We start from the raw sequence: 14,903 nt of genomic DNA, 5'->3' as shown, positions 1-14,903 counted from the left end.
AGAAGTGACCGAGGGCATTCTCGATGCGTTGTAGCGGGACAGGGTTGTTGTCGTCTTTAGCCCTAGCTGGACGCCCAACTCACGCCGCCCAATCAAATCAAGATGTGTCTTAATGAGCTTCAAAGAGCTGCGCTGCCACTATCGAGCAAGCGCATTGCTCTTGCTTCTAAAAACTGAAAGATTTATAAAACAATGAACGCATCATTTTCAAAGTAAAACTTAAACGCTTCAAAATACTCGTCAATTGTTGGGCTAGGCAACTGCTGATCAAGATTTGAAATCACATCTTCAATTGATGCTTTATCAAGTGATGCCTTCCATCCCTCGCTAGCTACCTGTGGAGGAAGGTAATCCGTTGAATCGGGCGGAAAATCCCAACTATCTAAAGAAAATGCTCCTTTCGTATCCAACGTCCATGTCGTAGCTGGCAAATAAAACCATGTCTCCGGCATCTGCCCGATATTCTCTAAAACTTCTCTAATACTATAGGTTTTCATACTCACCTCAACACGCAGAGTTTTGCAATTTTTTGAAGCCACCCTGCTGATTAGGATGGAGGCTTTGCTGTACCGGTCCGGCCGCCTGATGCTGAGCCCTAGGTATCAACTCGATATCCTTAGGAGTCTGAGCATTATGGTGCCAAGAATGATTTGGCGGACTGGTTTGCTTAAATCCTCCTCTAGGCCCAGGCTGAATATGCGTCACCACTTCAGGTGGAAGAGAGGATTTCAGCTCTGGATATTTTAACGTCCGATTGTATAACTCTTCGTTTGCATACCGGAAGTGTACCGGCCGGTCAGACGCATGAATTTCTGATGGCATTTCCACACTGGTCCACACACTATACTGACTGCTCGATAGCGGCCTGCCGCTTCCATCTATTCCAGTCCATCCGAGAGGATCGATCCAACCAGTAGGACTCGTAACGTATCGATAAAGGTTGAATCCACCATCCAGCCCAATCGGATCCTGCGTAACAAACCGCCCCACCTCCGGATCGTAATACCGAAACGTGTTGTAGTGTAGTCCCGTCTCATCATCGAAATACTGCCCCTGAAACCTCAGGTTTTGCTCAACCTTGTTCACCGTCAGCGTTTCGATGGAGCCCCACGCCTTATACGTTGCCTGCCAAACAATCTGCCCTTCCCGGTCAGTCATCTCAAGCGGCGTACCAATCTGGTCGGTATGGAAGTAATAAAGCGTCTGCTCCCCACCCTCTTCCTGATCCACCCGCGCCAACGGCGCATAACTACCCGGCTCGTAAATGTACAGGCTGCTCTGCCCCGGCGTTTCCTCGCGCAACAGGCGCAAGCCTTGCCACAGAAAATTCTTCTGTTCGGTGACGCCGTTGACCGCTGACACCTTGGCCACCCGTCGTCCCAGGCTGTCGTAACGATAGGCCCCGGTACTTTCCAGCTTGCCGCCCACCAACGTCTCGGCCTTAACCAGCCGATTCTCACCGTCGTAACTGAACGTCTGCAGCCCGTTCATGCCGCTACGCTTTTCAATCAGGTTGCCCCACGCATCGTAGGTGTACTCCTGATCCCGCCACTGCTTGAGCCGGTTGTCTTTGACGTGATCGAACTGACTGGTGTTGAAGTTCAGCCGGTTCGCCGCCGCGTCGTAGCGGAACTCTTCACTGTCCACCAGCCTGCCCGTGTCACGGCTGTGCAGTTGGCCGTTGGCTTCGTACTCGTACTTGATCTCGCCGCGCAATTTGTCGAGGGTGCGGGTGAGTTCGCCGGCGGGGTCGTATTGATGACGGCGGTGGATCGGGTTGTAGGCGTGCTCCACCAGCAGGTCGGGCTGGATGCCGGGGTTGTGCAGTTGCGAGAGTTTTTCCGCCGGCAGGCGCGAGGCGAACTGCCAGGCCTTGCGGCCCATGGCGTCGTAGCCGAAGCAACTGGTGAGCTGGCCCTGGGTGCGCAGGACTTCGCGGTGCAGGTCGTCGCGTTCCATGTCGCTGATCAGTTGGCCGTCGAGGTTGAGTTGGTGCAGGTGGCCGCTGCCGTAATACAGGTGGTTCAGGTGCTGGCCGGTGGGCAGGGTCAGTGTGGTCAGGTTGCTCAGCGGATCGTAGTCGTAGGACAGAGCGCCTTGCGGCGTGGTCTCTTTGATCAGGCGTCCCAGCAGGTCGTAGGAGAAATCGAGTGTCTCTTCACTGACGCCGAGTTTTTTGCCGTGGGCGGTGGGCAGGCGCTCGATGGTGAGCAAGCGGTCTGCGTCGTCGTAGGTGTAAGCATGACGGGCATCGGCGTTGAGCTTGGCCAACAGTCGGCCGATGGGGTCGCGCTCAAATTCCGAGGTGCGCTGTGGGCGCTCGGCGCGCTCGCCGTAGCCGATTTCGTCAACCCGCGTCAGGTGCCCGCCCAGGTTGTAGCTGAACCGGCGGGTCAAGTTGTCGATGCGTTTTTCTTCGATCAGGCGATCGGACGCGTCGTAGGCAAACTGGTAAGCCGCGTTGTTCTCGTTGACCAGCGCGGTCAGGCGGATGGCCTGGTCGTATTCGTAGCGGATGCGCTGGCCTTTGGCGTCCTGGCGGCTGCTCGGCAGGCCGCGAGCGGTGCGCAGCAGGCGCGTGGTCTGGCCTTTGCCGTCGGTGTGCGTCAGCACCTGGCCGAGGGCGTTGTAGGTAAACGACTCGGCGCTGCCGTCCGGGTGCTGGATGCGCAGCACTTCGCCGTCGGGTTTGCGTTCCAGGGTGGTAGTCTGGTTCAGGGCATCGGTGACGGCGATCAGGTGATGGCGTTCGTCGAAACGGTAGTGGGTGTTTTTACCCGAGCAATCCTGGAAACGTTCGACCTGGGCCAGGGTGTTCCACCACAGGTATTTTGACTTGTGCGTGGCGTCGATGATGGTGTGCGGCAGACCGTCGTCGCTGTTGAGGTATTCGGTTTTGTTGCCCAGCGCGTCGACTTCAGCGATGAGGTTGCCCTTGGCGTCGTAGCGGGCTTTCCAGGTGCTGCCGTCGAGGAAGGTGGTCTCGGTGACCAGCGTGGTGCTGAGGTGGTACTTGTATTTGATCTTGCGGCCCAGCGGGTCGGTTTCTTCGATCAAACGGGAAAAGTCATCGTACTTGAACGCCAGCTGATTGCCGTCGGGCAGCGTCAGGCCGGTCATGTTGCCAGCCTCATCAAGGTCGATGCCGTAGCGTTCACCGCCGACATCACGACTGGCGATGACGCGACGATCTTCGTTGTAGTGAATTTCCAGCTCACGTCCCAGCGCGTCAGTGGCCCAGGAAGTGCGCTGCTTGAAGTCGTAGCGCAAGTGATAGTGTTCGCCGTCGCTGGTCCAGTGCTCCACCACACGGGGTTGGTCATCAATGGTTTGCCAGCGGTAATGGCAGCTCAGACCCAGGGCATTGCTGTGGCTGGCCATGACGCCGTCGGCGTAGCTGAAGCGGCGGACCGAATCGTTATTGCGATTGATCACCTCGATGAGCTGGCCATTGTCGTCGTAGCGATATTGCACCAGGGTTTCGACGGCCAGGTTATCGACGATGCGTTTGACATCGGTCAGGCGACCCAACGGGTTGTCGTAGTGCAGGTGAACACGTACGCCGCCGGTGGCGCTGATGTCGGTCAGCGTGCCGTCGACCGTGCGGGTGAAATGCAGGAAATGGCCGAGGGCGTTTTCGATGCGTTGCAGCGGTACGGGGACGTTGTCGTCCGGTACTTCGCCGAAGTAGAAGAAGATGTTGTCGAGGGTTTGCAGCAGGTAGTGACCGCCCTCGGTGCGAACCAGATGCAGTTGTTCATAGGGGTTGTAGATGCGATCGCCTGGCTCGACATCAACAAAGGGCACACTGCGCCCCTGGTTATCGGTGAGGTAGACGAAGCTGCCACTTCTGCGCAGGCTTTGTTCCCAAGGCAAGACCCAACCCCTACCGAGCACGCTGTCGACGGTCAGGTCGCTGGCATAGAAACGTGACCATTCAATGGGCATGAGCCCCGGGAGCGCAAAGTCGGTTTCTCCCGATTCGAGCAACAGTTTGCGCCCGGTTGTAAGATCCACTGGGTTTCCGCTTAAACCGCCGATTGCGCGCTCGACCGCTGGCCCGATTACAAATCGACCGGCCAGATAGCTGCCTGCAACGGTTGCCCCAAACTTCAATGCGCAAGGACCGGCTGCTTTTAGTCCCTGTGCCAGCCCAAGCTTCAAAATCGGACCTATCGCACGGCCCATCGACGCGACGATCATCAGCACATCGACAGTGACGCGAAGCCAGCCCGGTATCTCTTCGTCTACGTCGAGATAGCGCTCTGTCCCGCCACCAATGAACACGTTATTCGAGCCACTCGATATCTTCGACCCACAAGTCAGTTTGTCGCCCTTGCGCGAAGCCGCCACGTTGTTGATGAATACGTTGGAAGAACCTTCGGCAACTATCACCGGCGCCGGGTGTTTATCACACGTGCCTTGACTCAAAGTCGCATGGGCCGCATTACGGCTGTTGATGAACACGTCCGTAGAGCAACCTTCCAGCTTTATCCCTCCGGCAGGCGAACTTCGTGCAGACCCCATGCTCTCGCCAATCATCGGGAGGAAGCTGGCACCCAGACCTATGGCAACACCCAACAGAATGCCGCCGAGCCCCGCGGTACAAATCATGAAAGCGGCAGCGGTCGCAATCGCAAGCCCAATCACTGCGCCCGCGAGAAATCCGCCAAGAGCACTGGTGTGTTCAATTTCGTCGCCCCAACGCGCTGCTTCGAACATGGGTTACTCCTGTTCGATGTCAGTGGGCGCGGTGTCCTGGCGTGGTTGGAAGCTTGTCAGCAGTTGCAGCCAGTTCTCATTTTGAGTGGCGCTGAAATCAGCCTGGCTCGTCGTTGAAAACACGAGAATGCGACCCTGCTCTATCTCGAAAGCCGCCTGACGTTGATACACCGGACTACCGTCGTTCATGTAATAAGCATCCACCTGGATGCCAGAGCGCGGATGCTCGCTGGATAACGTGGCAGCCTTCTTGCTGAGCAAGGTGTAACCGCGCAGTTTGGCGGCAATGAGTTTCACCTGACGCTCGATGTACGTTTTCAGATCCTCGGCCGGCAGCATGTTGTCGCGCGAGATCGTGATGTTCAGCGGAGCCGGAATGCTGTTGCCAAGCACAAACATATTGACCGTGCGGTCCTGAAAACCTTCCGGCAGTACAATAGATCCTTCCTGAAGCTGATAGTCCATCGGAGGTGTGTTCCGTAAATACGTAAAAGGGAAATGTTCAGTTGCCAGCAATAGCGTCGAGCATGGCGTCGAAATCGATCAGCCAATCGGCAAGCTCTGCGTGAGCGGGATTGATCATCGTCGAGATGCTGAACCACTGGCGTTCGTTTCCATCGACCGAATTGATAACCGCACTGGTCGCTCTGCCGTGACGACGTTCTTGCCCGGCAGTAAATACATAATCCAATGCAATCGCCGGGCTACCCGCTAACAGGCGATTGCTCTGGCGCACGATAGTGACGTCGGAATGGTTTTTGCGCAGGTTCTCCACATACAACTCAACCGAGCGTTGCAGCGTCAGCCCCTCAGGCGCAGGACGGCGCTTCACGCTGAACGTGACGGGATGGCCATGCTTTTCCAGCGTGGTGTTAATGTCGCGGAAGTTGAGCCCCTGCGGCATTACCAGATTCAGTCCTGCAACTGTCAATTCATTCCGGGCAAGCTGAAGTGAGACAACCTCTACCGGCTCTGGCTCGATGACAGCGGGCGGAGCGTCGACTGCTTCCTGCAGCTGCAGGCGCGCGAGCGCCTCGGCCGCGAGTCGCTTTTCGGAAATACGGTCGTAAATACTCGTCCTGACCATGGTCTGGTTTCTCACTTGTTGATATCGACACGATCACCGTGGACATAGGTCTTCTTGCCAAGAATATCGATGGCATCACCCTTTATTTCGATTCCGTCGGGTGTCAGTTTGATACTGCTACTGCCCACCTGAAGAATGATGTGCCGCTTGGCATTGACCTGAATGAACTGGTTGTCGACCTGAATCGTCAACGAGCCTTCCTGGACATTCATCACCGTGTCTTTCTTGATCGTTTCGGTGTGCGTGCCGCCGACCGTGATCGTGCGATTGCTGCCGACGCTGTGGATCTCGTCGACCTCGATCTCGGTGTCCATGTTGCGCTCGGCATGCACGATGACCTGCTCGGCCCCCGCCTTGTCTTCAAAGCGGAAAAAGTTCGCCGTACCGCCATCGCCCTTCATCGACCGCGTCAAAAATCCGCTCTGCGTCTTGTTCGCCGGCAGCGACCACGGCGGCGTGTTCTGACTGTTATAGAGGCTGCCCATGATCAACGGACGATCAGGGTTGCCGTCCAGAAAGACCACGACGACTTCATCGCCGACCCGCGGAATCAGAATGCTGCCGAAGCCGCCGCTAGCTCCGGATTGGGCCACGCGGACCCAGCACGAACTCTTGTCGTTGAATTCGCCGTAGCGGTCCCAGTGAAATTGGACTTTTACGCGACCGAGTTCGTCGGTGTAGATCTCTTCTCCGGGCGGCCCCACAACTATGGCGGTTTGCGGGCCACTGATCAAAGCTCGCGGAGTGCTCATAGGCGGCTTGAATGGGATCTTGCGGCGGATACAAATAAACTGGTTTTGGTAAAAGGCTTCTCCACCACCAGAATAGTTATTACGGCCAAAGTGCTTGACGCTCAACAGTAAAAACCGCCGATCATCCACGGGTCCAGTGTCATGATCGTAATGCTGGGTCAATTCAAAGTAGTATCCGGGCTGCATCGCACGACAGTTACTTTTACCCTGAAAGGTTTTGCCTTGGACTTCCATTGCCTCCAGACGATTGCGCGCAATTTGCTCACCGTGCTGTGGATCCGAATAACCGTACAACCCTTCGTACTCGAAAATCTCGTACTGCCCTACATCGCCTTGCTTGGCAATGGTTTCGAGTTGCACCTGATTAGAGAATCTGGGCTGTTTGTAATCAAAGGATTTCAATGAGAGTCGTGTGGAGTGGAACGTACGCTGAGACGACCATTCAGTAATAGAATCGAATTCTTCAGTGACAGAAGCCGTGTGGAAGCGTATCGACGGCTGATCCGGTAAAGGGCCAAAGTTGAGACTATCGTCAAAGATGACCAATCGATGGCCATCTTTACTGTGCTCAAAATTGAAAAACAAACCTTCCTCTTGCAAAAGTCTAAGTACAAAATTCAGGTCTGACTCCTGATACTGAGTACAGTAGCTAACCGGCTTCAATGCGCGACTCAGCCTGAACTCATAACTCGCCAGACTGAGGTAATAGGTGAAAACTTCCTTGATGATTTCCTCGACAGTTTTGTCTTGAAAAACACGTGAGTCACGACGCCTGCTCAATATCCACAGCCAAGGAACAACTTTGGCCACGTAGTTGGCAACCCCGCCATTAGCGCCGACATGATTGAAATGCGAACAATGTCCGCTAATTATTCTGGTTCCACCATCGGCCAAGGTGATTTCCATGGAAACTTTCTTGCCGATCAACTTCTTAAGCTCTATTGTTGCGTCGCTAGACAAGAGCTGTAATTCGTATTCAAACAGAATCGAAAGCCCCTCTTCACCGCCAAAGCTTTCCAGGATCAGTTCCTGCTCGGGTGGCAACGGGGAGTCGAATGTGATGAGCCGATTGTTCTGGGCTGTAATCTGTCCGATAAGGTCCGATATCATTCGTTGCATCCTGCAAAATTTAGCCTGAAGCCCGCGATGGAAACCTCTTGAAAGTTCTTTGTCAAGGTTACGATTTTCGGAAACTGATGGCACTTAGCCTGTTTGATTTTATTTTGCACTCAGTGCACCCTGCTGCACGGGCCTTGCCACGCAAGGCGAGCAGACACGCATACAGGGAGTTCGCCATGAGCTTGAGTGATACTCAACTCGACCAGCTAGACCGTGCTATGGACAGCAATCAACGCGAAATGGTCGTCTTGAGCATGGATGACGCAAACGCGCTGATTGCTGAGCGAAATACCTCCTCTGGTATCGGAACGCAGCCGTCGCAAGTTTGCGCCAGAACGCAACCGGGCATGCTGGATGGTCTTCGGGGTAATACTCAATCTATTTACAACTCCACCGTACATTCCTTCGTCAACACCAATTGGGGAGTGCCTTCGGCCTTAGGCGCCTATGATGCGTATAACATCAGCCGCTTACTCAATGATATTGGCGGATTCGGAACCAAAATTCGAATTTCGATTAAAAACGGAAAGCAATATGTCATTCTGACCGGCCATCCGGGGCTGCGACAGCGTTTGAAGGGAACTCGCTACGGGATTCGAAATGCTCAGCTAGTTGACGTTGGGATAGGAAAATACGGAATTCGCGGTTCCTCGATAACAGGCTTTAAACTCTCTTGCTATGTAGCGGTTGGCATTGAAGTTCTGGAGTGGATATTTAATGACGAAGCGGTGCTTGCAGACCTATTCGCAGGTGTCGGCGTTGAATTAATCAAAGCTGGTATCGCGTCTGCAATTGGATATGCAATTGCGTTAGCAATAGGCACAATTGTTACCACTGCAGCAATTCCGGTAATATTTGGAGCTGTCATTGTGTTCGCAGTCGGCTTTGCACTGAACATAATCGACAACAAATACAATATTAAAAATAGCGTAAAGGCCGGAATGCGATACGCAGTAGAAAACATAAAATATTTAAGCGAGCAAGCAACTAGAATCAGTGCCAAAGATTTGCAGGCCTACTCAGAGAAAGTCGCCGTTAGCATAATACAGAATCTGATTGATGAGGCCTACGACGAAACCAAATCTTGGATCATCAAAAAAATTCAACCCGGCGACATCCCATTCCGTAGCTGGCCAAGTGCGCCAGAATTGCCAAATTTTACAAACTTTAAATTTCCCAAGTTTTAGGCATCCCATGAACAATAAAGCAGGCGAGTACGGACACACCATTTCATTATTGAAATTCAGGCTGATCGCGCTTGTGGTGATTTTATCCGCTATAGCCTTAGGAATTTTTACGGTCTATTCGATTTTGGAGTACATACTGCCCTTGTATGGGCGCATTTATCGAAACGCACCAATTGTAGAAACCCCCTATTTAGCGTTCTGCCTTCTTATGGCACCGCCTATAACTGTGTTAACTTTCATAGCTGCCTGCGCTGCTGCTTGGTCTGGAAAAAAATTTGATCCCCCCCCAAAAACTTTTTTAAATCGCTTCCAAGAATTAATGATCCGCCTATCCATTAAAATTTTGATTTACGTTGTCCCCGCTGTTGCAATCTTAACGACGTTAATCCTGCTCTACAGAGACTACACCCCTTGCCCTAAGCTCTTGATATCTGGATCGGCTTGGCAGCTATTTTGGGTGAACGATAAAAACGCGTGCTTCAAACCTACTCGCTATATCAACGACAATTGGCCTTGCAAAATGATCGGCAACCAGGAAGTGTGCATACAGGTTGACGGAAGGTGAGAGTACAAACCATCCAAATTAGAGATACTAATTTTTGGTACTTATGAGCAACAACACACGCAAATCATACTCAATATCTCCTTTTGCTTTCAAGCTCAGCGCAGTGGTCTTTATATTTTTTATGATCCTGACGGGAGCCTTTTCAATGTATTGGCTATGGGAACATGTATTCCCACTATACGGGCGCATCTATCGAAACGCACCCGTTGTAGAGACTCCATATTTAGCGTTCTGCCTTATTATGGCACCACCCGCCATTTTGATCGGTGTCATAGGAGCCTCTATTGCTGCATGGACCGGAAAAAATTTGACCCGCCAAACAAGTCCTTTTTACATCGTTTCCAAACGTTGATGATCTACCTCTCCATCAAAACAATAATTTATATTGTGCCCACCATCATGATTCTGACTACGCTTACATTGCTGCTCAGAGACTACACCCCATGCCCGAAGCTGCTTATATCCGGATCGGCTTGGCAGCTATTTTGGGTGAACGACGAGAATGCGTGCTTCAAACCCACTCGCTATATCAACGACAATTGGCCTTGTAAAATGATCGGCAACCAGGAGGTTTGCATACAGGTGGACGGAAGGTGAGAGGCATAAGCCATATTGACCAAACTGACTGTATTTTTGCACTGTTAAAGGCGCACCTTCAAAAAAAACTCCCTCTTTACCGGCTATCCCATGTCAAAACTACTGCGTCATTTGAAAGCTCTTTTCAAGCGAAAGACTGGTCTTCCACCCGCCTCCACCGAGCAGGTTGTTGATGCAGCGCCCTTGACAGCAGTGGACAAGGCACCTTCCCGCGCGGAGAGGAACTTGTCCTGGCTACCGATCAATCGTGAAGCAGAGGTATTTGTCCCGCTGATGCCCCCCGCCTGTCCGGACCTGACACTTGTTGATGCCCTCCTATTGCAGCGCTATCGGGTATTCGTCATAGCGAATGAATCGGCCGGTTCGACATCAGAGACGACGATAAACCGCAATACAGCCAGCCAACTGGCTGATGACTTGCGCAAGCAAGGGGAAAATCTCGGTTATTGTCGAGGCACTGAATCCTTGTTTGAAATCTATTGACTCATGCAATGTGTAACCATTGTTTCGCTACTGACTCATGGGCCACATTCAGAACAATTCCTTAGCGATAGAAAACACGTTGATTACTATCGGGACGATGACTTGACCAGCGAGCAGGTTCAAATGTTTGATGATTACGTGGCGTCGCGTAGCTATCAAACCGCTGGAGCCGGAAGGGACAACCTCCTGAAAACACCAATAACGGCCCTGGATTACATCGACAATGCGATAGCAATAACCGCCCTGAGATACAACGGGCGCCCGGAACTCCAGATCTACTCAAGCTCGTTGATTCAATTGCAATTCATCAAAAACGTGTTGCTTGGCATTGAAAAAGATAAAGCGAGGCTACACCAGTTGACTATCGGTGCCTGGGCCGGCAAAGAGTTTGAAGCCAATGACCCTGAACTTGCCAGCGCCCTGGGAAATGCCTTCTACATTGGCCATCAGATTGCACAGGGCTTAAAGATTCAGCTGCCTAATGGGCTGCCGCCATAAAGCCTTCCTCGGACATGGCCTTAGCTACTCGATCAACTTGCACAATGGCACCGTCAGCGTTGCTGCTTTTGAAAAATAGAACGCCGCTCGCTCAATGACAGAGGACCGTCAATATGAAAAACATCAGTAAAATCTCCTCGATCATCGTCCAAACGACCGACTTACTGCGCAAGTTCGGTTGCCCTGAATGGGCGGTCAAACTCGACGCATGCAGAATTGCCCTGCCCCACGACACTACGTACGCGTTGTCTCAAATCGTATCGCTGTACGGCGGATCAGGCTCGATCAACGACATCGTTCTGTATGAGCAGGCAAAACCCTTGTTGAACGAGAACAACGAACTGCACGCGCTGCTAGCAGAACTCTATGACGCTTTGGTGGGTAGCCATTAATCGACTATTCAAACCGCTGCTGCAAAAAATACCGCGCCGTCCCCGGGTTCAGTACGTGACAATCGAGCTCCATACGCCCCCCCCCGCAATGCCGTCCTACAAACAGAACGGTGAGATAAACCTTTCCTTATTCCAAATACTCTGCGTTGCCATCACTTCCACGCGAAATAAATCTCACTTCCCCCCATTCCCATTTTTACCGGCGCTAAATAAACCGGCATTTGGTGAACCGGTTCACCCTTTTTCAAATTAATTTTACTTGGAAATTGGATCCACAATCCTTCTCAAACCATTGAACTTGCTAGGTTTCAGAGCCTTCTGCCAGACAGATCCGTCAACTAATGGCAAGCGGACATCATTGCGGCATGTATCAAAAACGAGAAAAAATCCTTTTCTGTGTGAACTTTTCCATTCGAGATGTTGCCATATACGACGTTGCTGGCCACTCGACATCCATATGCCAGCACCGTGTTCCTACAAATTCCTGCCAATGTGTATTTCCGATGTAGAAACATCGGCCATCGCACTTTGTGAACAGGTGCTCAATTGAGAAATTCGTAGCTCTTCACGTTTTCCCTGAATAATCGGGAAGCGGTCGTAAAGAGTTCAAGGAAGATACACCGATGACTCAGACGTTTGACGTTGAAGCACTGATCAAATTGCGAAGCCAGACCCGGGTCATTTCCGATGCGCTCAAGGCGCAGGCTTCGGATTATCTGTCGACCCTCGCATTGCTGATCCGTCCGCAGACGTTTTTCGGTGAATACCTGCAAGGTGCGCAGCGCAGCAGCGGCCGCGAGACCCAGCACCACTTCAAGGAGTTCAAGGAACTCTACGACCGCATCGGGTCGGCAACGCCCTTTCAGTTGGTCAATGAACTGGAAGTGCCTCTCAACCTGATCGGCACGACGCCGGAACTGTTTCCGCTGGAGTACGACAAGGTGCTCTCGCAAAGCGGCCAGACCATCCGCATCACCAGCCCTGTGCGCTGGGTCGTGGGCTTCAACTCGTTCGACCTGGCGCGCTTTCGCACCGTCATCAAAGACCCCAATCGCAGCAGCGCCGAGTTGTACCGCTTCGTCGTGCACTACCTGGTGTTGTTCTACTGCCTGAGACAGTCACCTGGCCTGGGCCGTTTGTTTGGCGGCCTGCGCTTTCCCCTCAGTTTCGAACGCCTCAAAGACTTTGGTGACCTGCCCTTCTGCGTCATCGGCTCACCGGTGCGCTCCCAATTGCCGGACGAATCGGTTATCCGCAGCAGCACGCAGATCGCCGGCAATACCAGCTTCGAAGAGTTGGTGGGGCACGAAAACATTATTGAAATGAACGATGAAATCCGTCAGCGCCTTCTGCTGACGATCGAAGGAATGTAACGCGCCCGGCCACCCGCTGGCCGGAACGCAAACGACTTGCAGCGAATTGGTTCGCACAGGAGATCACGATGGCGAAGAAGGAAAGTACCCAGCACAAACTCGACCGCGTTCGCGCGCCTCGGGTCCATATCACCTATGACGTGGATATCGGTGACGCTCAGGAAAAGAAAGAGCTGCCCTTTGTCGTCGGTGTGCTGGGCGATTTCTCCGGCAACCCGCTGGAGCCGCTGCCGAAGCTCAAAGAGCGCAAGTTCATTTTCATCGACCGCGACAACTTCAACGGCGTGCTCAAGGGCATCAAGCCGCGCCTGAGTTATCGGGTCGACAACACGCTGGTCAGGAACGGCACGCAGTTGGGCGTCGAGCTCAACTTCAACGCCCTCGAAGACTTCGAGCCGCAGAACGTGGTGAAGCAGGTCGAGCCGCTGCGCAAGCTGCTGGAAGTGCGCAACAAGCTGGCTGATCTGCGCAACAAGATGGGCGGTAACGACAAGCTCGAAGAGCTGCTCATGGACGTGTTGCAGAACACTGAAAAGTTGAAAACGCTGGGCAAGGAATTCGGCCGTGAAGCCGCTGTTCCAGCCACCGATGGCAAAGAGTAGGAGCCTGAAGATGAACGATAAGCAAACCGTGACTCAACAGGACGGCGATCTGGTTGAAGTGGAAAACTTCGCCCCGCAATCCTCGCTGCTCGACAGCATCATTTCGCAAAGCCGTGTGGCGCGCTCCGAGACTGAGCGCACCCGCACACGTGATTTGATCGGCGAACTGGTCAGCCAGGTGCTCGAAGGCGAAATGACGCCGAGCAAGGACCTGATTGCCGTGCTCGATGCGCGCATCGCCGAAATCGACGCGATGCTCTCCGAGCAGATGAACGAAATCATGCATGCTCGCGAATTCCAGCAACTGGAAGCGTCGTGGCGTGGCCTGAAGTATCAGGTGGACCAGACCGAAACCAGCACCACGCTGAAGATTCACCTGCTCAATGCGTCGAAGAAAGACCTGGTGCGCGACCTCAAGTCCGCCTCCGAATTCGACCAGAGCGCGCTGTTCAAAAAGATCTACGAAGAAGAATACGGCACCTTCGGTGGTGCACCGTTCGGCATGTTGCTGGGTGATTACGAGTTCAATCGCAGCCCCGAAGACATGTACCTGCTCGAAGAGATTTCCCATGTCGCCGCCGCGGCCCATGCACCGTTTATCTCGGCGGCTTCGCCAGAGCTGTTCGGCTGGGATTCGTTTACCGACATGTCCGGCCCACGGGACCTGGCGAAGATTTTCGATACCGTCGAATACGCCAAGTGGAAGTCGTTCCGCGCCTCCGAAGACTCGCGTTATGTCGGTCTGACGTTGCCCCACGTGCTGGGTCGCCTGCCTTATGGCCCGGATACCACGCCAGTTGAAGAATTCAACTTCGTGGAAAGCGTCGATGGCCGCGACCACAACAAGTACCTGTGGATGAACGCCGCCTACGCGCTGGGCACTCGGGTCACCGACGCGTTCTCGCGATACGGCTGGTGCGTGGCGATTCGCGGTGTCGAGGGTGGAGGTCTGGTGGAAGGCCTGCCGACGCACACGTTCAAAACCGATGACGGCGAAATTGCCCTCAAGTGCCCGACCGAAATCGCCATCACCGACCGTCGTGAAAAAGAACTGTCGGACCTTGGCTTCATTCCGCTGGTGCACTGCAAAGGCACCGACTATGCCGCGTTCTTCGGCACTCAGTCGGCGCAGAAACAGAAGCACTACAACACCGACATCGCCAACGCCAACGCCCGGCTTTCCGCGCAGCTGCAATACATCTTCGCCACGTCGCGCATCGCGCATTACATGAAGGCGATCATGCGCGACAAGATCGGCAGCTTCGCGTCCCGCAAGGACGTCGAGATGTTCCTCAACAAGTGGCTGTCGAGCTATGTGCTGCTGGATGACACCGCCAGCCAGGAAGCCAAGGCCAAATTCCCGTTGCGCGAAGCGCGGGCTGAAGTGTTCGAGGTTCCCGGCAAACCAGGTGTGTACAAGGCCGTGACGTACCTGCGTCCACATTACCAACTGGACGAGCTGACCGCTTCGTTGCGCCTGGTCGCCGAATTGCCGCAATCGACTCGCGGCTGATCCACACCATTGC

13 protein-coding genes and 1 pseudogene are annotated in these 14,903 nt (G+C 53.5%); 9 read left to right on the top strand and 5 right to left on the bottom strand.

Annotation, left to right across the window (positions count from 1 at the left end):
* Positions 1-182 precede the first annotated feature (182 nt).
* The 5 genes from HKK52_RS32415 to HKK52_RS32395 are packed head-to-tail and all read right to left on the bottom strand — an operon-like array spanning position 183 to position 7,671.
* Positions 183-497: a DUF7716 domain-containing protein gene (locus HKK52_RS32415; protein WP_169374135.1), complete on the bottom strand. Its 315-nt coding sequence runs from the start codon at positions 495-497 to the stop codon at positions 183-185.
* Positions 498-504: 7 nt separating this feature from the next.
* Entirely contained in the window at positions 505-4,722 is a 4,218-nt protein-coding gene (locus HKK52_RS32410) for an RHS repeat-associated core domain-containing protein (RefSeq protein WP_169374134.1), read from the bottom strand.
* 3 nt (positions 4,723-4,725) lie between these two features.
* Positions 4,726-5,187 carry a DcrB-related protein gene (locus HKK52_RS32405; protein ID WP_169374133.1) on the bottom strand — a complete coding sequence of 154 codons (462 nt, stop codon included), beginning with the start codon at positions 5,185-5,187 and terminating at the stop codon, positions 4,726-4,728.
* Positions 5,188-5,224: 37 nt separating this feature from the next.
* Positions 5,225-5,809: a hypothetical protein gene (locus HKK52_RS32400; RefSeq protein WP_169374132.1), complete on the bottom strand. Its 585-nt coding sequence runs from the start codon at positions 5,807-5,809 to the stop codon at positions 5,225-5,227.
* 11 nt (positions 5,810-5,820) lie between these two features.
* Positions 5,821-7,671 carry a type VI secretion system Vgr family protein gene (locus tag HKK52_RS32395; RefSeq protein WP_169374131.1) on the bottom strand — a complete coding sequence of 617 codons (1,851 nt, stop codon included), beginning with the start codon at positions 7,669-7,671 and terminating at the stop codon, positions 5,821-5,823.
* A 185-nt stretch (positions 7,672-7,856) separates the two neighbouring features.
* Between HKK52_RS32395 and HKK52_RS32390 the strand changes: the two genes are divergently transcribed.
* The 9 genes and pseudogenes from HKK52_RS32390 (at position 7,857) to tssC (ending at position 14,890) form a co-directional block, all read left to right on the top strand.
* Complete coding sequence (locus HKK52_RS32390; protein WP_169374130.1) at positions 7,857-8,867, top strand: hypothetical protein; 1,011 nt, start codon at positions 7,857-7,859, stop codon at positions 8,865-8,867.
* Positions 8,868-8,874: 7 nt separating this feature from the next.
* The gene (locus HKK52_RS32385; RefSeq protein ID WP_169374129.1) at positions 8,875-9,432 is read left to right on the top strand and encodes a hypothetical protein; all 558 of its coding nucleotides are present in this window, start codon (positions 8,875-8,877) and stop codon (positions 9,430-9,432) included.
* Between the two features lie 43 nt (positions 9,433-9,475).
* Positions 9,476-10,029 (top strand): annotated as a pseudogene (locus HKK52_RS32750) (hypothetical protein).
* Positions 10,030-10,119: 90 nt separating this feature from the next.
* Positions 10,120-10,512, top strand: coding sequence for a hypothetical protein (locus tag HKK52_RS32380; protein ID WP_169374128.1), 393 nt, complete (start codon positions 10,120-10,122; stop codon positions 10,510-10,512).
* A 102-nt stretch (positions 10,513-10,614) separates the two neighbouring features.
* A complete protein-coding gene (locus tag HKK52_RS32375) occupies positions 10,615-11,010 on the top strand; it encodes an immunity protein Tsi6 family protein (protein WP_237150635.1) in 396 nt (131 codons plus the stop codon).
* Between the two features lie 113 nt (positions 11,011-11,123).
* Entirely contained in the window at positions 11,124-11,402 is a 279-nt protein-coding gene (locus tag HKK52_RS32370; RefSeq protein ID WP_169374127.1) for a DUF6966 domain-containing protein, read from the top strand.
* A gap of 623 nt (positions 11,403-12,025) precedes the next feature.
* Complete coding sequence (locus tag HKK52_RS32365; protein ID WP_169374126.1) at positions 12,026-12,775, top strand: hypothetical protein; 750 nt, start codon at positions 12,026-12,028, stop codon at positions 12,773-12,775.
* A gap of 68 nt (positions 12,776-12,843) precedes the next feature.
* The gene (gene tssB, locus HKK52_RS32360) at positions 12,844-13,377 is read left to right on the top strand and encodes a type VI secretion system contractile sheath small subunit (RefSeq protein ID WP_149658792.1); all 534 of its coding nucleotides are present in this window, start codon (positions 12,844-12,846) and stop codon (positions 13,375-13,377) included.
* 10 nt (positions 13,378-13,387) lie between these two features.
* Complete coding sequence (tssC, locus tag HKK52_RS32355) at positions 13,388-14,890, top strand: type VI secretion system contractile sheath large subunit (RefSeq protein WP_059404744.1); 1,503 nt, start codon at positions 13,388-13,390, stop codon at positions 14,888-14,890.
* Positions 14,891-14,903 lie beyond the last annotated feature (13 nt).

Origin of the sequence: Pseudomonas sp. ADAK2 (assembly GCF_012935755.1) — a bacterium.
In the GTDB taxonomy this organism is placed as follows: domain Bacteria; phylum Pseudomonadota; class Gammaproteobacteria; order Pseudomonadales; family Pseudomonadaceae; genus Aquipseudomonas.
The sequence above is the reverse complement of the archived record's forward strand: the minus strand, read 5'-3'. Positions and strand labels throughout refer to the sequence as shown.

What these genes read in the sequence shown, in the direction of transcription:
- HKK52_RS32395 (WP_169374131.1), bottom strand. Translation starts at nt 7,671, where the DNA reads ATGATATCGGACCTTATCGGACAGATTACAGCCCAGAACAATCGGCTC.
- HKK52_RS32405 (WP_169374133.1), bottom strand. Translation starts at nt 5,187, where the DNA reads ATGGACTATCAGCTTCAGGAAGGATCTATTGTACTGCCGGAAGGTTTT.
- HKK52_RS32410 (WP_169374134.1), bottom strand. Translation starts at nt 4,722, where the DNA reads ATGTTCGAAGCAGCGCGTTGGGGCGACGAAATTGAACACACCAGTGCT.
- HKK52_RS32370 (WP_169374127.1), top strand. Translation starts at nt 11,124, where the DNA reads ATGAAAAACATCAGTAAAATCTCCTCGATCATCGTCCAAACGACCGAC.
- HKK52_RS32380 (WP_169374128.1), top strand. Translation starts at nt 10,120, where the DNA reads ATGTCAAAACTACTGCGTCATTTGAAAGCTCTTTTCAAGCGAAAGACT.
- HKK52_RS32390 (WP_169374130.1), top strand. Translation starts at nt 7,857, where the DNA reads ATGAGCTTGAGTGATACTCAACTCGACCAGCTAGACCGTGCTATGGAC.
- tssB (WP_149658792.1), top strand. Translation starts at nt 12,844, where the DNA reads ATGGCGAAGAAGGAAAGTACCCAGCACAAACTCGACCGCGTTCGCGCG.
- HKK52_RS32415 (WP_169374135.1), bottom strand. Translation starts at nt 497, where the DNA reads ATGAAAACCTATAGTATTAGAGAAGTTTTAGAGAATATCGGGCAGATG.
- tssC (WP_059404744.1), top strand. Translation starts at nt 13,388, where the DNA reads ATGAACGATAAGCAAACCGTGACTCAACAGGACGGCGATCTGGTTGAA.
- HKK52_RS32385 (WP_169374129.1), top strand. Translation starts at nt 8,875, where the DNA reads ATGAACAATAAAGCAGGCGAGTACGGACACACCATTTCATTATTGAAA.
- HKK52_RS32365 (WP_169374126.1), top strand. Translation starts at nt 12,026, where the DNA reads ATGACTCAGACGTTTGACGTTGAAGCACTGATCAAATTGCGAAGCCAG.
- HKK52_RS32400 (WP_169374132.1), bottom strand. Translation starts at nt 5,809, where the DNA reads ATGGTCAGGACGAGTATTTACGACCGTATTTCCGAAAAGCGACTCGCG.